This is a genomic window from Poritiphilus flavus (assembly GCF_009901585.1).
Taxonomy (GTDB): domain Bacteria; phylum Bacteroidota; class Bacteroidia; order Flavobacteriales; family Flavobacteriaceae; genus Poritiphilus; species Poritiphilus flavus.
The window spans coordinates 137,612-159,764 of the sequence record NZ_WXYO01000005.1 but is presented as its reverse complement, the minus strand read 5'-3'; the positions used below and the strand labels follow the sequence as shown (position 1 = coordinate 159,764).

The 22,153-nt window shown below is 44.5% G+C and carries 22 protein-coding genes; 10 read left to right on the top strand and 12 right to left on the bottom strand.

What is annotated here, in order from left to right; all coding sequences use genetic code 11:
* Positions 1 to 88: 88 nt before the first annotated feature.
* From GTQ38_RS11000 to GTQ38_RS10990, 3 genes are all read right to left on the bottom strand, one after another.
* Positions 89 to 913 (bottom strand): MBL fold metallo-hydrolase, encoded by an 825-nt coding sequence (locus GTQ38_RS11000; protein WP_161435573.1) that lies wholly within the window; start codon positions 911 to 913, stop codon positions 89 to 91.
* Between the two features lie 56 nt (positions 914 to 969).
* Positions 970 to 1,995, bottom strand: coding sequence for an AraC family transcriptional regulator (locus GTQ38_RS10995; RefSeq protein ID WP_161435572.1), 1,026 nt, complete (start codon positions 1,993 to 1,995; stop codon positions 970 to 972).
* Between the two features lie 211 nt (positions 1,996 to 2,206).
* The gene (locus tag GTQ38_RS10990) at positions 2,207 to 2,737 is read right to left on the bottom strand and encodes a LytR/AlgR family response regulator transcription factor (RefSeq protein WP_161435571.1); all 531 of its coding nucleotides are present in this window, start codon (positions 2,735 to 2,737) and stop codon (positions 2,207 to 2,209) included.
* 502 nt (positions 2,738 to 3,239) lie between these two features.
* On the opposite strand from GTQ38_RS10990, the gene GTQ38_RS10985 reads away from it, so the two are divergent.
* The gene (locus tag GTQ38_RS10985; protein WP_161435570.1) at positions 3,240 to 3,656 is read left to right on the top strand and encodes a hypothetical protein; all 417 of its coding nucleotides are present in this window, start codon (positions 3,240 to 3,242) and stop codon (positions 3,654 to 3,656) included.
* Positions 3,657 to 3,678: 22 nt separating this feature from the next.
* On the opposite strand, the gene GTQ38_RS10980 is transcribed toward GTQ38_RS10985, so the two are convergent.
* Positions 3,679 to 4,317 carry a hypothetical protein gene (locus GTQ38_RS10980; protein ID WP_161435569.1) on the bottom strand — a complete coding sequence of 213 codons (639 nt, stop codon included), beginning with the start codon at positions 4,315 to 4,317 and terminating at the stop codon, positions 3,679 to 3,681.
* Between the two features lie 215 nt (positions 4,318 to 4,532).
* On the opposite strand from GTQ38_RS10980, the gene GTQ38_RS10975 reads away from it, so the two are divergent.
* The gene (locus GTQ38_RS10975) at positions 4,533 to 5,306 is read left to right on the top strand and encodes a cyclase family protein (protein ID WP_161435568.1); all 774 of its coding nucleotides are present in this window, start codon (positions 4,533 to 4,535) and stop codon (positions 5,304 to 5,306) included.
* A 98-nt stretch (positions 5,307 to 5,404) separates the two neighbouring features.
* On the opposite strand, the gene GTQ38_RS10970 is transcribed toward GTQ38_RS10975, so the two are convergent.
* Positions 5,405 to 6,379 carry a phytanoyl-CoA dioxygenase family protein gene (locus GTQ38_RS10970; protein ID WP_161435567.1) on the bottom strand — a complete coding sequence of 325 codons (975 nt, stop codon included), beginning with the start codon at positions 6,377 to 6,379 and terminating at the stop codon, positions 5,405 to 5,407.
* A 138-nt stretch (positions 6,380 to 6,517) separates the two neighbouring features.
* On the opposite strand from GTQ38_RS10970, the gene GTQ38_RS10965 reads away from it, so the two are divergent.
* Positions 6,518 to 7,378: an AraC family transcriptional regulator gene (locus GTQ38_RS10965; protein WP_161435566.1), complete on the top strand. Its 861-nt coding sequence runs from the start codon at positions 6,518 to 6,520 to the stop codon at positions 7,376 to 7,378.
* A 95-nt stretch (positions 7,379 to 7,473) separates the two neighbouring features.
* Here the strand turns inward: GTQ38_RS10965 and GTQ38_RS10960 are convergent, their stop codons facing one another.
* Entirely contained in the window at positions 7,474 to 8,397 is a 924-nt protein-coding gene (locus tag GTQ38_RS10960) for a nicotinic acid mononucleotide adenyltransferase (RefSeq protein WP_161435565.1), read from the bottom strand.
* 127 nt (positions 8,398 to 8,524) lie between these two features.
* Here GTQ38_RS10960 and GTQ38_RS10955 point away from each other — a divergent pair, with 127 nt between their 5' ends.
* The 4 genes from GTQ38_RS10955 to GTQ38_RS10940 all read left to right on the top strand — a co-directional run bounded on the left by GTQ38_RS10955 (position 8,525) and on the right by GTQ38_RS10940 (position 13,503).
* Positions 8,525 to 9,532 (top strand): NAD(P)H-dependent glycerol-3-phosphate dehydrogenase, encoded by a 1,008-nt coding sequence (locus GTQ38_RS10955; RefSeq protein ID WP_161435564.1) that lies wholly within the window; start codon positions 8,525 to 8,527, stop codon positions 9,530 to 9,532.
* 76 nt (positions 9,533 to 9,608) lie between these two features.
* Complete coding sequence (locus GTQ38_RS10950; RefSeq protein ID WP_161435563.1) at positions 9,609 to 11,033, top strand: alpha/beta hydrolase; 1,425 nt, start codon at positions 9,609 to 9,611, stop codon at positions 11,031 to 11,033.
* Positions 11,034 to 11,134: 101 nt separating this feature from the next.
* Entirely contained in the window at positions 11,135 to 12,154 is a 1,020-nt protein-coding gene (locus GTQ38_RS10945) for a formylglycine-generating enzyme family protein (RefSeq protein WP_161435562.1), read from the top strand.
* Between the two features lie 11 nt (positions 12,155 to 12,165).
* The gene (locus GTQ38_RS10940) at positions 12,166 to 13,503 is read left to right on the top strand and encodes a Gfo/Idh/MocA family protein (protein WP_161435561.1); all 1,338 of its coding nucleotides are present in this window, start codon (positions 12,166 to 12,168) and stop codon (positions 13,501 to 13,503) included.
* A gap of 11 nt (positions 13,504 to 13,514) precedes the next feature.
* On the opposite strand, the gene GTQ38_RS21180 is transcribed toward GTQ38_RS10940, so the two are convergent.
* On the bottom strand, positions 13,515 to 14,264 hold the full coding sequence (locus GTQ38_RS21180) for a LytR/AlgR family response regulator transcription factor (protein ID WP_161435560.1): 750 nt from the start codon (positions 14,262 to 14,264) through the stop codon (positions 13,515 to 13,517).
* Between the two features lie 120 nt (positions 14,265 to 14,384).
* On the opposite strand from GTQ38_RS21180, the gene GTQ38_RS10930 reads away from it, so the two are divergent.
* A complete protein-coding gene (locus tag GTQ38_RS10930) occupies positions 14,385 to 15,710 on the top strand; it encodes an alpha/beta fold hydrolase (protein ID WP_161435559.1) in 1,326 nt (441 codons plus the stop codon).
* On the opposite strand, the gene GTQ38_RS10925 is transcribed toward GTQ38_RS10930, so the two are convergent.
* The 4 genes from GTQ38_RS10925 to GTQ38_RS10910 form a co-directional block, all read right to left on the bottom strand.
* Positions 15,707 to 17,374, bottom strand: coding sequence for a glycerol-3-phosphate dehydrogenase/oxidase (locus tag GTQ38_RS10925; RefSeq protein ID WP_161435558.1), 1,668 nt, complete (start codon positions 17,372 to 17,374; stop codon positions 15,707 to 15,709). The two genes, GTQ38_RS10930 and GTQ38_RS10925, sit on opposite strands and share 4 nt — an antisense overlap.
* Positions 17,375 to 17,461: 87 nt before the next feature.
* Entirely contained in the window at positions 17,462 to 19,804 is a 2,343-nt protein-coding gene (pbpC, locus tag GTQ38_RS10920; protein WP_161435557.1) for a penicillin-binding protein 1C, read from the bottom strand.
* 46 nt (positions 19,805 to 19,850) lie between these two features.
* The gene (locus GTQ38_RS10915; protein WP_161435556.1) at positions 19,851 to 20,165 is read right to left on the bottom strand and encodes an antibiotic biosynthesis monooxygenase family protein; all 315 of its coding nucleotides are present in this window, start codon (positions 20,163 to 20,165) and stop codon (positions 19,851 to 19,853) included.
* Positions 20,162 to 20,518 (bottom strand): hypothetical protein, encoded by a 357-nt coding sequence (locus GTQ38_RS10910; RefSeq protein ID WP_161435555.1) that lies wholly within the window; start codon positions 20,516 to 20,518, stop codon positions 20,162 to 20,164. The genes GTQ38_RS10915 and GTQ38_RS10910 overlap by 4 nt, the downstream gene beginning before the upstream one ends.
* 94 nt (positions 20,519 to 20,612) lie before the next feature.
* Between GTQ38_RS10910 and GTQ38_RS10905 the strand changes: the two genes are divergently transcribed.
* Complete coding sequence (locus tag GTQ38_RS10905; RefSeq protein WP_161435554.1) at positions 20,613 to 21,119, top strand: CvpA family protein; 507 nt, start codon at positions 20,613 to 20,615, stop codon at positions 21,117 to 21,119.
* 98 nt (positions 21,120 to 21,217) lie between these two features.
* Entirely contained in the window at positions 21,218 to 21,655 is a 438-nt protein-coding gene (locus GTQ38_RS10900; protein WP_161435553.1) for a hypothetical protein, read from the top strand.
* Positions 21,656 to 21,659: 4 nt separating this feature from the next.
* Here the strand turns inward: GTQ38_RS10900 and GTQ38_RS10895 are convergent, their stop codons facing one another.
* Positions 21,660 to 22,100: a YybH family protein gene (locus tag GTQ38_RS10895; protein WP_161435552.1), complete on the bottom strand. Its 441-nt coding sequence runs from the start codon at positions 22,098 to 22,100 to the stop codon at positions 21,660 to 21,662.
* Between the last annotated feature and the right edge of the window lie 53 nt (positions 22,101 to 22,153).

Sequence of the window (22,153 nt, the reverse complement as noted above, 5' to 3'; positions counted from 1 at the left end):
TATGTCTCCCAAGGGTATTTGTAATTATCATATCAGGTCATGTAAGTGGCAATCAATAGTTATTATTGTAGTATTACGCCGGGAAGCTTCACAGGCTAAATTCCATGCCCTCTCTTGCCAAATAACAGTTGGGAAATCTTTTTTGGCATTCATTTTCAACTTTGTGCAAAAAAGTATCATCATGCTCAGGATCATGATGGGTAAGAAATAGTGTTTTCACATGGGCTCTTTCAGCAACTTCAATGGCCTGTTCCCAACTGCTATGGCCCCAACCTCTGAAATTAGGTAATTCTTCCGGGGTATACTGCGCATCATGAATGAGCACATCGGCTCCCTTAGTAAAGTCCACTATGCTTGGTTCGATATTACTACCGTGTTCAATGTCAGTACAGTACACCATCACCTTGCCACGGGCCTCTAGTCGGTAGCTGTGTGCTCCTCCAGGATGTCTGTGCCGATGCGTCTTAATGATGCCGTCAGGAAAGATCTGTTCGTTGGATTTTTTTGGGATAAATGAAAAGTTGGCACCCATATTATCGAGTGCAACCGGAAAATAAGTGCTCTCCATTTGTTTGGCGAAAATTGCTTTAAAATCCTGTATGTTCAAATCGTTTCCAAGGGCTATAACATGGATTTCTTTTGATGGATCATAAGCTGGGGCGAAAAAGGGTAATCCTTGGATGTGGTCCCAATGAAAATGAGAAAAAGCAATCACAATTTTCCTGCCAGGTAGGAATTCCTGTTGCATCAATTCTTTCCCCAAATTGCGGATGCCTGTTCCGGCATCGAAAACCAATACGTCACTATCTGATTCTCCAAAAACTGCAACACAGGAGGTATTGCCCCCAAATTCTTGATATCCCTGTTCACAAACAGGAATGGAACCACGGGTTCCAAAAAACTTAATTTTCATTTGTTATGCTTCAATTCAGTCCGTGCTCCGGGTATACCCTAGAGCGTGCCCCAAGATTAGGCTATTTTCGCAATTTGAGCATTATCATCATAGGTCATTTCGCAGGAATCCCTAAAGATTCCAGGAGTTACTCCTGACCACTTTTTAAAAGAACGTATAAAATTCGGACTGTCTGAATAACCCAGGGATTCACTGATGAGCATGATGCTTAAGTTGGTATCAGCCAACAACTTGACAGACTTTTCAAAAAGGTTTTTTTCCAATATTTTAGAGAAACTTGTGTCTTCTGATTGCAAACTCCTTTTTATGCTGCTTTCGGAAGTACTAAAATGTGAAGCCAAATCGCTCAATGACGGAATGTAGCCAGATTTATAGCTCCGTAATACCCGTTCTATGGTGTACGAAACACTTCTGTCAGGAAAACTGGGAAAAGTTTGATTAGAAAAGCGGATGAAAACGTGAGAAGCCCTATAGAGTATATCCCTGGGAAAAATAATAGCAAAAGAAGTTTGATTTGAAATAACCGTACACTCTTTGTTTGGAAACAAATCCATAATATCCCCTAGGGCTGAATACGGTAAATGGATTTCATCTGGTTCCCAATTTTCACAAGTGTACCTACGGAATAATTGTAGAAGTACCGCCATAAAAATACTTTCCCCTATTTTTCGACCTGCCGAAAACTTGTCCGAACAGGAAAAGGAAAACTTAGCCGTATCACCATAAATATCAAGATTACAGTTCAGATTCGTTTGGTAAATAGATTTGTATAAGACAAACTGATAAAGGATGCTATACAAGGTTGGGAGCCTGCTTAAGTAATCTCCAAACGCGCCTAGATGAACTAAATCATAGTGTTTCAAATTTGAACCTTTAAAAAAAGCACCTTTTGCAAGTTGTTTCGACCTTATGTAGAAGTCATATACACTTTCCAGGGGAACATAATTATCGTCTACTTTCAGATCAAAGTATTTTAACTTGCTTTTTTTGATAAGACTTTCGCTGTTTAGATTAGAATCCTTCAAGATTCTGAATAGTGGATTTAAGAATGCGACTTGACAAACATTGTAATGGTGACTCATAACCAGACTCTTTAGAAAATACACTAGAAACACTGCTTTGGACTTTGGCTAAAATTGAATTATCAGTTTAGATCAACTGATTTAAATAGCCTTTATAAGTGTCTCAAATTCAATATGTTTTGATGTTCAAAAGAGAATTTATGACTGATAAAAGGGATTAAAAAAAGTAATTATGTGAAGTGGAGTAATTTGGTAACGAAATGGTGAAATCCTAACCCGAAAATTCGACCAACCACTCTTTGAACTGCTTTGATTTCAGCTTGCTGATGACCACATCTTCATGATCTACGTTCAACGCTAGACCTGTTTTACCAAATGAATCGGGTTCCAAATGCTTGACGGCATTTCGGTTGATAAGATGCTGCCGGTTGGTCCTAAAAAAAGTATTTGGATCCAATTTATTTTCAAGCTCTTGAATATTTTTATCAATGAAGTAGGTTTTCGAATCAAAGGTTTTTCCTTTTACAAGACCTTCATCAATAAAAAAAATGGCAAAATCCTTTGCCTTGACCGGTTCCAGAAATTTCTTTCTTGGAAGCAAAAAACTGGTCAAATAGCTCCGTTCCAAAACGGCAAGATCGTTTTCGAAGTTTTGGCTTTCTTTGCTGTAACGTACAAATTGTTGCCGACCCAATTTTTCCTTTAATCTGGCCCCTAACTTCCATACAGAGGAGATCAATAAACAAATGACCATATAAACCAGCCATATAAATGCCAGCCCCTTTGCTTCTGTTTCATGCAACTTGTGAATGAACTTGTCATTAATGTACAAACAGGGGAAAAAAGTGACTACATAAATTATCGCATTAATGGCCACGGAGCCCAAGAATAGATATTTGACATTAATCTTTTTCAGCCATATATCTTTCTTAAAGATGTTTATATATAGCACCAGAAAACAATACAAGAAAAAAGTCATCAGTCGATAAATGACAAGTCCAAGGGAAGTCGATCTCGGAGAATCAAAATACTTTAAAGAAGAATCCAGGTAATGCAGTATCTCACTAAGACTTACCGCGAAACTAAGCACAAATGCCACAAAAACCAGTTTCTTGATTTTGATATCATTAACCATTCCTGTTCCGTATACCTGACTTTGAAAATAAATTTACTGATTTGCCAACAAATTTATCAATTGAACAAACGATTTTAGACTTTCTTGACAATTTGATGACCTGAAATGATAGTAATATCTTTCAAAGTAGATGCTACTTTTAAATTATGAAGAAATATTAATTACATTCATGAACTATCATTCAAAAAGTCAATATCACGATGCCTACGCCTCAATGGTAAAAATCACTATGCGCGACGGCGACGCCTCAAAGAGAGAGATAATATTCCTGGAGCACCTGATGTATAAATTGAGCCTGACTGAAGAGGAATACGAGTTTATCATGCAGAACTACATGAACTACCCAATAACCGCTCCATATGCCAAAGATGAAAGAATTAAGGCATTGTATGAGTTGGGAAAGATCTTAAACTCTGATAGAACGATTGAGGGGGAAGATCAGATTAGATGGTTGGAGCGAGTGGGAAAAGCCATAGGATTTGAGCCAAACTACGTTCATGAAGTTTCGGCTAAGGCGCTGTTGCTAACTAAGAATAAAATTGATTTTGACAGATTTGAATCTGAAATAGGAGCTGTTCTGGAGTGATACTGATTTAACTTCTACGGCATTATTTGAGCTCATTGGCAACTGTCTTTGCGAACCCTTGTCGTACCGAGGAAGCGGAATTTGGATTGGTTATTTCCATGGTGACCACAGAGAGCAACCTTTTTGCTTCGGGCAAGGAAAGATTATAGGTGACGGCTTCCAAAATAAAGGTCACCTCCTTTCGGGTTATGGGTTCTAATTCCGTCTCAAGGGGTGTCAATTTTGGCGGGGCATGCACATCGTCATAATATCCCTTTAGAGTGATGTATTTATTTCCGTAATAATCTAACAAGGAACCATAACCTTCCTGTCTTCTCAGCACTTCCTGTTCTTCGACATCCTTTAGGGATGTTACCATTAAAATATCAAAACCCTCATCTCTGAACATCGAAATGGTATTCGCTATTCGTTCAACCGTCTTGTTGGTCAGGGGCTTTAGGTCTGGAAACATCAAATAACTCGGACTAGCATTTAGTCCTTGCATCTTTAGTCGTTTTGAAATTTCCTTCTCATAAGCTTTTCTAACAGCTACCTGCGGTGTTCTCGATACCACCAATATGTTCTGGTCTTCAATAGAGCTGAAGTCTTTTGACTTATAGGAATTCGCCAGCCTGGCAGAAGAGCAAGCAGAAAATAAAACTGTGAGTATTATGAATTTCAAATAGTTCCGTTTATTCATATCAGTTTTTATTGACTTAGGTTTGACAATGTATCAAAAGCCTTTAAGGAATTTGTTAGCTTTTTAGGTCATCGAGCTATAGAATTGTCTGTATGCGATTTCGCAATTCCTATACAATTTCCGGAACACTAAGTGGTTTCTTAAGGATTGCTCAAACTTTCTTTAACTTTAGATCCTAACCTCAAAACTGAATTATCATGAAGATCGTAGACCTTTCCAAACCCATTCAATACAATCGGGAAGATCCCTGGTTCATGAAGGTAAAGATCAAACACAAACCTCATCACAAGGCCAAATGGCTTCTCCGTATTTTGGGTTTACCCTTTAGATTGTTTCCTAAAGGATTTGTTGGTTGGGCAGATGACAGCATTCAAAAAATGGGCGTACACGCTACCACCCATATCGATGCTCCCTGGCATTATGCTCCGGAGGTGAATGGGGAAAGAGCCAAAACCATTGACGAAATTCCTTTGGAATGGTGCTATGCGGATGGAATGGTCATAGATATGAAGCACAAAGAAGATTTTGACCCTATCACTCAGGAAGACCTGGAGGATTTTTTGCAAAAGCACGGGCTTGAGCTTAAAAAGGGCATGATCGTACTGATCAGGACAGGCAGGGACCGCTTTAATGGTACCAAAGACTTTCACAAAGTAGGCACCGGGATGAGCGCCGAAGCCACGGAATGGTTAATAGATCAGGGTATTAAAGTCATGGGAATTGATTCCTGGGGCTGGGATCTGCCATTGCCCTATATGATCGCGAAAGCCAAAGAGACAGGTAATTCAGAATATTTCTGGGAAGCCCACCTTGTAGGCCGAAACAAGGAGTATTGCCATATGGAGCAACTCGTAAACCTGGATGCACTGCCGCTGGAGGGTTTTAAAGTTGCGGTTTTCCCACTGAAAATTGTCGGTGCTTCAGCGGCCCCGGCCAGGGTGGTCGCCATTTTAGAGGAGGAACAGCCCTAGCAAAATTTTGATGCAAAGGGCCTATACCAATAACGTCCGCCCGTTCCTTTAGGGTTAGGTCCATAAGGACAGGCGGGTTGATTTTTATTGAAAACGTATTACCAGTTTTTAAGGCCTAATAACTTCTCTCCTAACTCAGATAGTTTAGCAGTATCGTATTTGGTTTGCTCCCAATTTCTGGGGTCCCCGGGAAAGGCATAACCTTCTGGTGCTACCCGGTTTTTCCAGGAATTCACTCTCCATTCCCTCATTGGCACATTGTCCTCTTCTGCCGGCATCATAGAGATATACTGGGCGATCCTCACTTTGTCTCCTGAATTGTTAGGGCGGATACCATGTGGCTGAGTACTGTTAAAGATCAGCAGGTCACCGGCTTCCATCTTTACCTTTACAATTTTGTCTTCCAAGCCGCTGATATCAGGTTGGAAATGGTCGCGATCTTCGGGCTGGGTTAGTTTCCAGCTATGGTAATTGCGGTACAACCATGGTATGCATTGAAAACCTCCCATTTCTTCATCTGTCTGGTCTGCCAGAGCAAGAACTCCTTGTACGTTCTGAGGCCGGGTTTCAGGATCGTAATCCCAGTGAATAAAGCCCTTTTTAACCTGCCCGGGACGCAACGGAAAATTCAGATTCGCCCGGTCTATGGTTACCCATAGTTTTTCAGTTCCCCAGACATCAACAAAAGCGTCATAAACCCGCTGTGCCTGGCGGTTGTTCCAAAGGTGTTGGTTGTTGTATACTTCCACCATACCGGTTCCTGTAAGTTCCTTCATCTTCATTTCTGCCCGTGGTGGTGCATACCAGGTCTCCGGATCATTGGGGTCTTTTTCATCGAACTCCCAGATAAAATCGGCTGTCGCTTTTGCCTGTTCCCTGGAGATGGCATTCTTGATCACTATATAACCATTGTGGATCCAAAAATCCCAATCCTCCTCACTTAATACTCTCAGGTCTTTAACCGTAGATCTATCATTCAATTTTTGTTTGCTGCTGGTTGCGGTAGACGGATTCCCGGGAATCTCTTCATGCGCTGTGTTCGCCATGGCCACCTTTTTCGCTGTCTTTTCCATTTTGTTTGATTTTATTTCACTCCAAAACTACTCATAGCACAGCCTGATATCCACCTTGATATTGACAATAATTTGAATTATATTGACTTTTTATATGATTTTTAAGCTATTTTGAAGTAATTTAAGGTAAATTTTGTGATGAAGATACAGTTAGAAACCATTCACCCTGCTTCAAACAGCCTGCTACGCCTGTTGCACAATCCCAGGCTGAACGATCTCTTTTACTGGCATTTTCACCCGGAATACGAAATTGTATTTATTGAAGGGGCCAGTGCTACCAGACATGTAGGGAACCACATTTCTTCTTATAAAGACAGTGATCTGGTGCTGATTGGTTCCAATATACCACACCTCAACTTTGATCATGGAGTCAAGACGGACTACAAGAAAGATGTTCTTCACATCAAACCACAGTTTCGGGAAAATACTGTCCGGGGTGTGGCGGAACTACAGAACATAGAGGAACTTTTTGAGCGTTCCGCCCATGGAGTAGCTTTTAGTGGTGAAACCAAAAGGGAAGTAGGAATGCGCATGCAAAAGCTTCACACCCTTTCCCCCTTTGACCTCTACCTGGAAACCCTGGCCATTCTGAAAATACTGGCGGCCAGCGAGTCTTATGAACTTCTTCATGAGAGGCCGTATGTCAACACCTACCGCAAAAAGGAACAGGCCCGTCTGAGAAGTATCTACGCCTATATTGACGAGAACTATCAGCGAAAGATCAGTCTCGAGGCAGTAGCTGCGAGTTGTAACCTGGGAAAGGAGGCTTTTTGCCGCTACTTCAAGCGCACAACCGGGAACACCTTTGTACAGGTATTGAATCAATATCGTATCAGCCAGGCCAAAAGACTGTTGATGTCAGGGAAAAATGTGAGTGAAGCCTGTTATTCTTCTGGCTTTGAAAGCTTATCTTACTTTAACCGTACATTCAAGAAGATCAGTGGCGAAAATCCCTCAGAATTTAGGAATGGCTTTTTCAAAAGAAGACACAGCGCATAAAAAAACCGCCCTGACGAAGTGTATCAGGGCGGTTTCTAACTAAATAACCAACCAAAAAATTTTATAGACATTGCTTTAGTCGCAAAGCAATTCAATTACTTTCGCTTGCGTACCACGTCCATGACCGGAAGTTTGCGTTTGGTCCTTTTCTTACCGGCCTTTGTATCTCCGGTTTTTAGGTATTCAATATACCCTCTTCCTTTAAACTCGTAAACCGTCCCGCTATCCGGGTGAAATAACTCAATGGTACTGTCATTTATAACGTACAACTCAAAGTAATCATTGCTCATAAAGTCATAGTCTAATGTTAAAGTTTTGAGCGTTTCGTCGTTTTGTACGTCAAAAACCTGATAATCTCCTTCAAAATCCCATCTGAGGTTCACGATCGGGGTTCCCGGCGCATCTACGGAAGATCTAAAGAAATCCCCGGAATTCCCGGATAGGAATTGTAAATAATTCTCATCATCAAATTCGTTGATCGCACCCTCTTCACTGGTAAATACTTTTTCCCAGGCAGTATATTCCTGGAGGAAGTAATAGATATTGTCATAAAAAACACTGTCATAATCAAAGTTACCACGTTGATAACCTCTCAGGAAATATGAAGTATCTGTCGGGGCGTGATAAAGTTCAATGGTATTTCCGTTCACGGCAAATACCTCCAGTATCCAACGGCCATCTATATCATGATCTATTTCCACAGCAGCCCTTAGGGGCTCGTAAAAGCCGACATCTATCCCAAGGCCACCCCCGGTCTTTCCTATACCAACTATATTGTTGTTAGCCAGAAGGGTTCCCCGATCAAAAGAAACCGTAAAAGCACGCTGCAGAAAGGGTACCTCACCATTTCCCTGGGTGGCGTGGATATCGACATACCAAAGGTCAAAAGACATTAACACCTGGTCTGTATTGATCGGAGAGGCTTCAATAAAATCATCATCTACTATCACCTCTGTATAACAAGAACTTGCCAAAAGCCCTATCATCGCCAATCCGAAAAGTAGTTTTTTTGCCCTCATAACATATCGTTTTACGGTTTATCCATATAAAACAAGCATCGTGCCAATATTCCTAAGTTTCTTAATATCAGCCTTCTATATGGTGCTTCTTTTTTTGGTTACATTTGAGCCGCCATAAAGAAACTTCATGAAGGAACCATTGAGATTCGCTGTACTCGGCGGAGGTAGCTGGGCCACTGCACTGGTGAAAATGTTAACAGAAAACCTGGATTCTGTAGTTTGGTACATGCGAAGTACAGAGGCCGTTACCTATCTTCAGGAACACCGCCATAACCCGAAGTACCTGCGATCGGTTGAATTCCATATGGAGCAATTGCAACTGACGGACGATATTAATAAAGCGATCGCGGTTGCGGATATTCTCATCTTCGCCATTCCTTCCGCTTTTCTCGAGGACGAATTAGCCAAACTGAGTTCCACGACAACGCTTAAAGACAAGATCATATTTTCCGCTATCAAAGGAATAGTACCCTCAACGGGACTTATCGTAGGAGAGCATTTTCACGATCACTACAGTATCCCATTCAAAAATATAGGGGTGATCACAGGTCCTTGCCATGCCGAGGAGGTAGCTCTGGAAAGACTATCCTATCTCACCATCGCCTGTGCGGATGAGGACAAGGCGGAGCTTGTAGCCAATGCGCTCCAAAGCGCTTATATCAAAACCAAGATCTCTGACGATATCATAGGCACGGAATATGCAGCAATGCTTAAGAACATCTATGCGGTTGCTGCAGGTATGGCCCATGGATTGGGTTATGGGGACAATTTTCAGAGTGTATTGATGAGCAATGCCATACGGGAAATGAAACGCTATATCGGGCGGGTCCATAAAATGAAACGCAACATCAACAATTCCGCTTACCTTGGAGATCTTCTGGTAACGGGCTACTCCACCTTTAGCAGAAACCGTATGTTCGGAAATATGATCGGCAAGGGATATACCGTAAAGAGTGCTATGATGGAAATGAATATGGTGGCCGAAGGATATTACGCGGCTAAAAGTGTTCACAAGCTTAAGGCTTCTTTTAAGAAAAAGGTCAGAACTCCTATTATAGACACTGTTTACGAAGTTTTATACGAAAACAAGAATGTGAAAAAAGCTTTCAGGAAACTTACTGATAAGCTGGATTAACCCCTCCTCTTTTCCGGTTCGAAGCCTTCAAAAGTTTTTATTGTACCTTTCTGGAGTTGTTGCCCTATACAGCGATATGAAAAAACTTTTGTTATTCCCCGTACTGATCGCCTCGTTTTGCTGTTCCCAGACAGACAAGAAATTAAATGAAGATCCTGTCTTCCTGCCGTATGCAAGCATTAAGAACCTGGAGTATGGGTACCTGGAAGTGCCCGCGGATAGACGTACTCAAAGTACCAAAACAATTAAGCTCGCCTATATGGTTCTTAAGGCCAGCAACGGGAACTCCAAAAAGGATCCCCTGGTTTATCTGCAGGGCGGCCCTGGCGGAAGCACACTTTTTATGGCTAATTTCTGGCAGAACCATCCGCTACGCGAAGACAGGGACATAGTGCTGATGGATCAGAGAGGTACCGGAGCTTCTGATGCCGTCTGTTCCAATTTTGGAAGCGAACTCATCCAAATTCTGGCCCAGGACCTCAGCCCGGAAGCTGAATATGAAGAAACCCTGAAAAGGCTGGAAAAATGCAGAGCCCAGGCTAAGGCTTCGGGAGTAAGCTTTGAAGCTTTCAACAGTCGGGAGAATGCTGCGGATTTTGAGAGCCTTAGAAAAAAACTAGGATATGGGAAATGGAATTTGTTCGGAGGGTCCTACGGCTCTCGCCTGGGGCTCACCATGCTACGTGATTTTCCCGAAAGCGTGCGTTCTGCCATACTGTTTTCCGTTTTTGCACCGGAAACCGACCTATATGCAAGCTTCACCTCCAACTTCAAAAGATCACTGTTTAAGGTGTTCAACCAGTGCAAAAAGGATCCCAGCTGCAACGGCCGATACCCGGATCTCAAGAACCGTTACTTAAAGAGTCTGGAACGCTTGAACAAGCAGCCGATTACTTTTGATTATCAGGGTTCCGCCTTTGTACTGAATGTTCAGGATGTTTTGTTAATGACCCATCAGATCCTGTATCAAAGGACGAGGATCGGTCAGATCCCCGCTTTTGTATTGGCACTGGAAACCGGGGACGATGAGATTCTCGGGCAGGCATTGACCCCTACGGTAATTACAAGTTCTGCTATAAACGTACCAATGTATCTTTCGGTTATGGCCTTTGAAGAACTTCCGTTTAACGGAGCCTCGGACTTTGTGGAGGACCTGGATAAGAATCCCGAATTCCCCACCGGACCCGCATTCTTTAATTCGGATACAAAGATCATGACGCAATGGCACCGTTCAAGGGCCACTGCCGAAGAGAACGAACCGGTTAGCTCGGATATCCCAACCTTACTATTCAATGGTTCCCTCGATCCTATAACACCTACTGCAAACGCCAAAGGTGCCGCAAAACATTTGAAGAACAGTTACTTCTTTGAATTTGAGAACGAAGGTCACAGTCTATTCAACTCCTGTTTTTTTCAGATCTGCCGTGATTTTCTGGACCAACCAGCCGATAAACCGGCTGCAGCTTGCGCCTCAGAGCCCTTTAAGATCAACTGGCAGTGAGCCTGGTGCACTTAAGGCTTCTGCCTTAGTTAAAGATTTTTTTATCTGATTTGAAATGAATACTTTAGGTGATAGTACAAAGGAGACCATCACCCATAAGCATGCGCATTAAGAACAACCTATTCCTCCTTCCTTTGCTCATATGGATTGGCGTACCCGTTTTTCAAACCGAAAATCCCGGGCCATCCCCAGAAGCAGCCTTCAAAGGAGAAACTAATTTTGAACCCTACTTCCAGGATATCCCAGGAAGCGAAGAACGCATTGCTATGGTCCCTGTTACAGGTGGAACCTTCCTCATGGGAAGCGAGAATGGGGAAAAAGCAGAATCTCCGGTTCATGAGGTTGCATTGAGTGACTTTTGGATGGCCACTTATGAGGTAAGCTGGGAGCAATACGAACTCTTTTCGGAACGGCGTATAGATCATCTGGGAAGTACGCCAGACGGATCTGAAATAACGATCGAAATAGATGCGGTGGCCGCTGCCACAACACCCTATGTAGATATGAGTCACGGGATGGGCCGCAAGGGCTATCCGGTGGTGAATGTCACCCAACACGCTGCACTCACCTTTTGTAAGTGGCTAAGTGCCAAAACCGGGAAATTCTATCGTTTACCTACCGAAGCAGAATGGGAATACGCCTGTAGGGCGGGTAGTAATTCAGATTATTTCTTTGGCGACAGCCAGGGAAAACTCGGTGACTACGCCTGGTATAAGGAAAACAGCGGAGAAAAATATCAAAAGATCGGGCAGAAAAAACCAAACGCCTTCGGACTGTATGATATGCATGGTAATGTTGCTGAATGGACCATGGACGCCTATGCGGAAGACACCTATACTTCCCGAGATGGTAATATGACAAAAGATCCGTGGGCTGTCCCGACGGAGCTTTATCCGAGATCCGTTCGCGGAGGTTCCTGGATGGACGATGCCCGGGCGTTGCGCTCCTCTGCGAGATCGGGTTCCAAGGCGGCCTGGAAGCGCATAGATCCGCAGATCCCAAAAAGCCGTTGGTGGTTTACCAATGCTCCACATGTGGGTTTTCGAATCGTTAGGCCCAAAATAACACCACCAAAGGAAGAAATTGAGAAATACTGGTTAGAAGCAATAGACGACTACTAAAAAATGACACGATGGAACAAGACAAAAACAAACAAACACAAAGCCGTAGAGATTTCTGTAAAAATACCGCCCTGGCGGCAGGAGGGATGCTGGCCTTACCACTGGATGTGACCGCTTCTGCCAATGTACTGGGAAGTGATACTATAAAGATCGCCCTGGTTGGATGCGGAGGCCGTGGAACCGGTGCTGCACTACAGGCATTGAGTACCAAAGAAAATGTTCAATTGGTTGCCATGGCGGATGCTTTCAGGGACCGTCTGGACTCCTGTTACGACATACTTTCGAAGAAATTCGGAGGAACTGAAAAGATCGCCTTAAAGGAAGAAGATAAACATGTGGGCTTTGAAGCTTATAAGGCAGCCATAGACAAAGCGGATGTCGTTCTGTTGACAACAACTCCCGGATTCAGGCCCATCCATTTTGAGTATGCCGTTAATAAGGACAAGCATATTTTTATGGAGAAACCCCTGGCTACGGATGCCCCCGGGATCCGAAAGGTATTGGCCGCCGCGGAGATCGCCAAACAAAAGAAACTCAATGTGGTAGTGGGCTTGCAAAGGCATTACCAGAAAAACTACCTGGCCTGCCTGGAGAAAGTTCGCGAAGGAAAAATGGGGCAGATCGTTTCCGGACAGGTTTATTGGAACAGCGGAGGAGTCTGGGTAAAAGAAAGGCAGGCAGCCCAAACTGAAATGGAATATCAGATGCGCAATTGGTATTATTTTAATTGGCTGTGCGGTGATCATATTGTAGAACAGCACATTCACAATATTGATGTAGCTAACTGGTTCATCGGGGAATTCCCGATCCATGCCCAGGGTATGGGAGGACGAGAAGTAAGGACGGACAAAAAGTACGGAGAGATCTTTGATCATCACTTCGTGGAATTCACCTATCCGTCAGGGGCGGTAATCAGCAGTCAGTGCCGTCATCAGAAAGGATGCATTACCAATGTTTCTGAATGTCTGATGGGTACCAAGGGCAAAATATACCTGGATTCGCAAAATAAGGGGATCATTAGCGGATACGATGGTAGTACCATATACGAACATCAGGGTGCAGAAGATCCCAATCCCTACCAGACGGAACACGATGAGCTCTTCGCTTCCATAAAGGCAGGAGGGGTAATTAACGACGCGGAGCACGCGGCCAAAACTACCATGACCGCGATTCTGGGTAGAATGGCTACCTATTCCGGTCAGCTGATCACTTTCGAGGACGCCTTAAATAAAGGCAGGAACCTTATGCCGTCAGAATTCAGCTGGGATACCCAACCTAAAGTATTGCCGGACGCGGAGGGTAACTACCGCATCCCGGTTCCCGGGGTAACCCAGGTACTGGAAAGTTAAGAAGGGAACTCTCAACTTAGCAGAAGATCGTCTGAAACACTTTTTCCGCGTGGGATCATACGGTTAGAAATATCTATGGAATTGGCATCGTAAGACTTGATGTGCTCTTTATTTATGATGTACGATTTATGAACACGCACGAAATTCTCCGGGAGGGATTCCAGGGTTTGTTTGATGGTGCCGTAAGCGGTGATCCTGGAATCATCCGCGAGGAAGTATTTGACGTAATTCCCAAGGCCTTCAATGTACAGGATCTCGCTTAAGGGTACCCGGTGAATTCTCCTATTGGATTTGATCTCAACCACCTCATTTTCGCGCCGGACATTCTTTTCACGTTCTATTGACCATAGCTGAAAGAGTTTTATCCCCAGTACAAAGAGCACCGTGGTATTGATCAGAATTATGGCCCTTAGGATCATTCTAGGGCTAAACAGCGCTTCACTTTCATTGAGTAGCAGATTCTCATAAAACAAATGAATAAAGATCCGCTGCAGCAATCCGCCGATCAATAACACGAGGCCATACCCCACCAGAAAACCTACATATTTCTTTCTAAGCAGGTAGCGCGGTAGTAAAAAGTAAATGGTCAGATAAACGGCCAGGATCCGGATCGGCAGTAATACGAATTCCAAATAGAAGGAAGCCATGTATTCCCCCTCCCTGGCCCAGATCAATCCAAATAGAATATAGTACCCCACCCAAAAGATCACATGGGTAAGTATGCGGGAATTGAGAATGTAAAAATTAGTCGAAACGGCCACTGCTAAAACTTAAGTCATGGGGCAGGCCCTCTTGGTATAAAAATCCGCGATGATGGCATAAATCCCCTTCAACCTAAAAGTAGTCAATCTAGTTTTAAAGAAAACTTAAAAATAAGCAGTGTGAAGATCTCAATTGGAATAGTCGGACTATTAGCCTTAAGCCTTGGCTTGACTAACAGCGTTCAAAGCCAGGAATTGCAAAGAAGAGCCTCCTGGGAGGCTCGCTTTTCAACCCCTGCCACATCAGGGCACGGGGTACTTATTCGTTCTCTTGAAAAAGGCAGCCCTCTGGAAAAAGCCGGGCTTTTAGAAGGTGACCGGATAATAAAAGTGAATGACGTCCCTATAGTTGACGGGGAAATATGGAGCGATGTAAGCTATAACCTGAGAGGAGCAGAAACCGTAAAGCTTCAGTTTGTGAGGGGATCTGAACTGATCCATACCGAGGTAACCCCCAATCCTTTGGAGAAAGAAACACACCCGGAACTGGATACCTTTTACGAGGAGGTAACCAGCAGTTACGGAATTACCCAAAGAACCATAATTACCAAGCCAAAAAGAGCCGGCAGGCAAGCTGCCATTGTGGTAATTGGAGGCCTGAGTTGTTCCAGTATCGAGGTGTATCCCGGCAGGCGTGGCAATTGGGTGCAAACCCTTAAAGACCTGGTCAGAAAATCCGGAATGGTGGTGATGAGGATAGAAAAGCCCGGCGTGGGTGATAGCAACGGTAATTGTAGCGAAGCGGATTTCCATACGGACATTGCAGGGTTTAAGGCCGCCATAGAAGATCTGAAATCAAAACCCTATGTAGACCCGGAGAGAATAGTGGTATACGGTTCAAGTATGGGTAGCGCTCTGGCCCCAGCCCTGGCCAATGAGCATCAACTGGCCGGTATCATTTCAGACGGCACGTTTTTCAAGACCTGGTTTGAACATATGCTGGAGATTGAAAGGAGGATACGTGTTTTCCAGGGCGATACGGAATCGGAGATCGTCCAAAAAATGAATAACTATTACATCCCGCTCTATTACGGCATGCTCATCGAGAAAAAAACCTATCAGGAGGTAGTAAACGCTTATCCGGCGCTTGAGGAATACAACTATCACGGCCCCCGGCATATGTATGGCAGACCGATGGCTTATTACCACCAGTTACAGGATCATGATCTTGCGGGAGCATGGGAAAAAGTGAGTGTGCCGGTACGTATACTAAGGGGAACCAACGATTGGATCATGTCTGCCTTTGACAATCATATGATCATGGACGTGCTGGAAAGGAACGGACACAAGGACCATGTGCTGGTCGAATATCCGGGACTGGATCATTGGAATACCATCCATGAAACACCTAAGGATTCCTTTGAAGGAAAAGAGGGAAAATGGGATGTGGGCACCGTGGATCAGATCATAAGCTGGGCGAGAGAACTCACCGGCCTGTCCAACTAAACCCTTTCCAGGGAATAATTGGAGTGTTCCTCCAGCTCTCTTTCCATGGTTTCCTGCCAGGACTTGATTTGGGCCGCATCTGATTTGAAGAGCTTTTTGAATTCGTCCAGAACAGGCTCCAGCAAAGATCTTACGCTGTGGATATCAAAGTACAGCCTGCCTGTTCTTCGAATGAAGAAATCCATAGGGTTAAGTACCATCTCATGTGTAATACCAAAGTGCAGCTCTGCCATGGCCAGGCGCACACGAGGGTCTTTGTGTTTTAATTTGGCGTAGTTCTCGAGAATGCTTTCTGTTTGTTTGCCGTAATTGGTTACAAGGAACCAGGAGTCATATTCAGAAAATCCTTCAGGGGCAATGCGTTCATGGACTTCAGCGATATACTTTTTTACATGCTTGAATTTTTTGAAATCGCTGCCGCAAAGTGGTATTTTGGAAGTATTGCATTCAGGCAACTTTACCTCATTTTCCTCCTCCATTTTTCTGGCGATTCTATTCACGGCACGTTCGGCCATCTTGCGATAACCGGTAAGCTTGCCACCCGCCATACTGATGAGCCCGGAATCTGAAGTGAAAATTTCGTCTTTTCGGGACAGTTCAGACGCTGATTTACCTTCCTCATGGATCAAAGGACGCAGACCAGCCCAGGAAGATTCAATATCTTCCATTTCCAGGTTTATTCCCGGGAACATATTATTAACCGCGGATATCAGGTAGATGGCGTCAGCCAGGTCTGTGGTTACTTTATCCTTATCGTGGTTGTAGTTCGTATCGGTGGTCCCTACATAGGTGATCTTACCTCTTGGTATGGCAAAGATCATCCTCCCGTCCGGAACATCAAAGTAGACAGATTGTTTAACAGGTAATTTTTCATGAGGAAAGACCAGGTGTACCCCCTTGGTAAGGTGCAGGCGTTTCCCCTTTTTGGAATTATTGATGGTGCGCAATTCGTCAACCCAGGGGCCGGCGGCGCTGATAACATAGCTCGATTTTATGGCGAACTCCTCACCGCTTACAGCGTCTTTCACTTTCACCCCCGCAACCTTGTCCTCCTTATAAAGAAATTCAGTAACCTCAGCATAATTGAGGGCCTTAGCTCCGTATTGCAGGCTGGTTTTGATATTCTCTATGGTTAGTCTTGCATCATCTGTCCGGTATTCTGCATAGTAGCCGGCGCCCTTCAAGATCTTTTTGGGAAGCAGTGGCTCCAGCGCGAGTGCTTCTTTTTTCTCCAACATCTTTCGCTTGTCATCTCCTGTAACCTGGGCCAGAATGTCATAAACCTTGAGCCCTATAGAGGTGAGCCATTTCCCGTAAGAACCTCCTTCTATCAAAGGAAGCAACATCTTTTCCGGGAGTACGAGATGAGGTGCCAGTTTGTGAACGATAGCCCTTTCTGATCCCACTTCCTTGACCAGCCAGAAATCAAATTGCTTCAGGTAGCGAAGTCCGCCATGGATCAGCTTGGTAGACTTGCTGCTCGTACCGGAGGCAAAATCCCCTTTTTCAACCAGCGCCACCTTTAGACCCCTGGAAGCGGCATCAAGAGCGATCCCTCCACCGGTAATTCCACCACCAATTACCACAAGGTCATATTCAGTATTTTGCAAATCCTTGATGATCCCGGCTCTGTCCAGATTGCTGAATGGGATATTCTCTTTCATAACTTCAACATTTAGGGAGTAGCATAAAGTAGCATAGATGTCTATTACAAATATACGGGATAAAAATGCCTTTGGATAAACATTTTTTCACTCTATCGTTATAGTAATGGACTTTTCATTTCCCTCTTCATCCACGGCGGTAATTTTATGCTTTCCAGGCTTTGGCAATATTCCCAATTCGTGAAAATCCGCAGTATCTCCAAGGTACTTTTCGTCCAGATACCAAAAGACCTTACTACCGCTTTTGCTATGCGCCAATTTTAGTGCGAGTTCGTTCAATTTACCATCAAAATTTTTGGTCAGGCTTATCCTGCTTCCGTTCCTGGGATAAATAAATTCCATGATCTCTTCGGCAGCGGCCCTGCAATCTTCGCGATAAGGCGGTAAGCTGCGATATGTAGGGTTTCGTCTCTTATAGTAGAACTCCATCAGGGGCGGCAATACAAACCAGGAAACCCCTCTGGCCCGGGAAAGTGTCGCACAGGAAGAATTCAGACGGAATTGCCCGTTCTGATCGAGAAAAATCTGTTGATGGTAAGAACAGGGTCTAAGCGTATTTTCCATGGCTGGAGCCATTACCATCTTAAGCGGGCAGTTGGTAGTCGGCAGGAACCCGCTCCTGGAACACACCGCGGTTTCCCTGAGGGCATCCAATGGCTGGGAAAACCAGTTGCTGCGAGGAAGCAGATCGAACAGATCAAACATCAGCGGGGCGGCGCTTTGCAGGCCTGATACCTGTGGGCGCCCTTCTCCATCGGCATTGCCCACCCAAACTCCCACTACATGATCTTTGGTAAGGCCTATGGCCCAGGCATCCTTGTTCCCAAAGCTAGTCCCTGTTTTCCAGGCGATCTCCTTAGCCGAATCAAAGAATTCCCAGGATTCATTCCCCTCAGGCCTGTTGACCTCTTTCATGGCTTCCAGGGTCAGGTAAATACTTCCGGCGTCAAAAATGGGTTTGTGAATCGTTTTTTTGCCAATATCAGCGAGCTTATCTTGTTTCCAAACCAGTTCCGTAAACTCCCTATCGTAATACTCACTCGATGTTTCAGTATAATGATTTACAGTAGAAGCCATGCCCGCATAGGTCTTACATAGGTCCCACAGGTTCGTTTCGGCCCCTCCTAAAATAAGCGTTAATCCATAGTGATCCGCCGATTTGGAAATCCCTCTTAAATGAAAGGAGTTCAGTTGGTCTCTGAACTTCTCCAGTCCGTAGTTTTGCAAAAGTCTGACCGAGGGGATATTCAAAGAACGGGAAAGTGCCTTTCTGGCTTCTATGGCACCGGTATAATCCTCGTTGAAGTTCTCCGGGGTGTAGCCCGCGATTTGGGTAGGAACATCTGGCACCAGCATAGTCGGTAGTAGTTCGCCGGCATCCAGCATTGCCGCATATAACAAGGGTTTAAGGGTACTGCCTGTACTGCGGTTAGCCCGGACCATATCTACATCTTTCTGATGTTCTTTAGTAGTATTGGTATTCCCGATATAGGCTTTGATATCACGGGTCTTTACGTCAATTATAAGGGCGGCCGCATTGTGCACCTGGTTTTGCCTTAATCCTAAAAAGTGCCGGTGAACCACTTCGGCCGCCTGCTTTTGAAGGTTTTCGTCCAGGCTTACCCGTATCCTTTTCCCCTCTTCCCTGCCTGCGACAAAGGCTACAAAATGCCTGGCGGTAGTGGGCAGCGGATAGGGCTTTTGAGGAAGTTTCTCCAATAGGGCCAGCGTATATGTAGTGCTATCGATCAGGCCTTTCTCCCGTAGCTTTTTTAACAGTCCGTTTCTTTTTTTAAGGAGTTTTTCCTGATTCTTCCCGGGATAGATAAGACTGGGGGCATTGGGAAGTACCGCAAGTGTCGCGGATTCCGCCCATGAGAGCTGGTAAGGGCGTAAGCCAAAGTACCTCCAGGAGGCAGCATCCAGTCCCACCACATTTCCGCCATACGGCGCATGGGTGGCGTACAGTTTTAGGATCTCTTTTTTGCTCGTTCTTAATTCCAGTCGGGTTGCCAACAAAAGTTCCAGGGACTTCTCTAGATAGGAACGTCTCTTTTTCCTGGACAGCCGAATAACCTGCTGGGTAATTGTGCTACCGCCTCGTACCACTCGTCCGGCACTGATATTGGCTTTCAGGGCTTTTAGTATGGAGATGGGATTAAAGCCCGGATGCCTGTAGAAATAAGCATCCTCAAATTGCAGCAGGCAGGCTTCCATCTTCGAGGGAATACTGTCAGGCGGGGGAAAGCGCCATTGGCCGTCTTCTGCGATCTTAGCTCCCAAAAGCTGCCCGTCCCGGCCCTCTACCACCGTTGCTGTCGGATCCTTAAACAGCTCTCTGGGCAAACTGAAATAGTACAGGATTAGCAGAATGGCGACAACCAATACCCTTTTGGGATGCCTTCTTAAGTATGCCCGAATCCTGCCCATCAATCTGGAATTTACGGATTTCGTAGGACTTCAACCCTGAACTACGTTATGGTTCTTTGTGAAACTCGTACTCCCGCTCTACCAGGCATACCCTAACCTTATACCAACTATACCATTCCTTAATTCCCTGCTGCTGGGCCATCTGATGATCCAGCTGCGATTTCCAATCCGCGATTGACTTTTGATCTTTCCAGTAACTAACAGAGATGCCAAGACCGTCACGAGCGCTTTCAAATCCGAGGTAGCCAGGTTGTTCCCGGGCAAGCAGCTCCATCTGTTCGGCCATTTCGGCATAGCCCTTGTCCACATCTGTCCTGGTATTGGTAAAAATTACCGCGTAATAGGGTCTTTCCAGATTCATAGGATGTATTCTTTTTCCAGGAAATAATTCACTATCGCTTCCTTCATCAGTACAGACTGCTCTCCTGCTTTGAGGCTGGGCAGATTTTCCAGGACCTTATAGTGAGGCCATCCGTCATCGTCAAAGAAATCGAATTCGTAATAACCATAGGGTTCAAGGAGTCGGCATATGCCTATGTGCATCAGATTTACCTTCTCATCCTTTTTAAAGGACCTGTGATACTGACCCAGTTCCTGTACGCCAACCAGGTAAATGATCGCATCCAGTTCCAGCGGATCTCCATCCGAAAACCGCTCGGAAAGTTTTATCACCAGGGTATCCCAACGCTCCTTTAATATTTGATCTCTGGACATACTTAATTTGCTTTTTCCAATCCCTGTTCCAAGGGCTGAAGAAGAAGTCGTAAAGGTACAAATCAATGTCCTATATTTGTCAAAATACGCGGAAATGGCCTTTTTGGATATACTTATCGGACTTTTATTGATCTACGGTCTATACAGAGGTATAAGGAACGGGCTTTTTGTGGAAATTGCTTCCCTGCTAGCGCTTATCGCAGGCTTCTTCGGGGCTATCTACTTTTCATATATCACCGGTGATTACCTAGCGGATAGACTGAGTTGGGACGAAAGATACATCAACCTCACTGCTTTCATCCTAACCTTTATTATAATCGTTGTGGTGGTAAATATGGCCGGAAAACTACTGACAAAAATTGCGGATTTCGCCATGTTGGGTCTACTCAATAAAATCGCCGGGGGCATTTTTGGGGCCTTAAAAGTAGCTGTTATCCTTGGAGCCCTATTGGTGTTTTTAGACCGTATGAATACCTCTCTGAATTTCGTTGAACGAGATACGGTAAAGGAATCTGTTCTGTACGAACCTATAAAAGAAATAGGAGAACTTATCTTTAGCAAAGTATTACAAAGGGATGAGGAGGTTTCTGAACAGGTGTAGGTTTTATGCGATTTACAGAGTATTGGTGTCGTTGAACGATTCCTAAGATCAAACTCATTTGCTTCCCGTATCTTTCGCCCTGAGAGAACACTATTACGATGAAACCAAGAAGTGTGAGGGACACCGTTTTCTACGGCAGGGCCCTTAATGAGCTGAACTACCCTTTCGGGGATTTTTTCTTATTTGATTCTTTTATCATTGCTGAAATTCACGAGGATGTGCTTTTTAACTGGGAAGAGCACGGTAAAAGGATTACGGAAGATCTGTCTAATTTGTATGAGAATGACGGGCGGGATATCGTCTATATTTCAAACAGGATCCACTCTTACAACGTGATGCCTGCAGACTGGATCAAATTCTTTAGAAACAGCTATAAACTCAGGGGCTATGCCATTGTAAGCTACTCCAGGGCGAGTTATCTCAATGCCTTGCTGGAGAAATTATTTGTTCCTACGCGTTTCAGAAGGTTCCGTTCCCTGGACTGGGCCATAAGTTGGGCCACAGAGCTTTCCAGGGCCTCCGTGGTAAAAGTGTGATGCTTTAACAACTCATATCGGCAATGATCTTCCATTCGCCATTTATCTTTTTGAACAAAACGAGGAATACTCCATGCGCATCTCCTATGGTCCGGCTTAGGTGGTACTCGCCCATCACAAAATAGGAGGAAGTATCAATTTTGGAGACATCGTTGATAGTGAATTCCAGTTTTCCCGCATGTTCTTTGGTCGGGTAGCCCTTTTTGTAGTTCTCCAGGGTATTTTTCCAGCCGTAGGTAATGCCACGGCTACTGTAAAACTTTAGCGAGTCACTTTTCCAATAACCTTCCATAAAGCCTTCCAGGTCGTAATCAGACCAGGCCTGTTGCTGTGCTTTCATGACCGCCAGAATGGCCTCTTTTTCAAGGTCCGTTTCGGTTTGTTGTGCGGAGAGAACCGCCAGATTAGTCAATACCAGTAATAGTGTCAGGAATAGTTTTTTCATTTTCGTTATTGCTTTATCGGTTATCAGATCAGTTCGGTCTGGCATAAAACCCG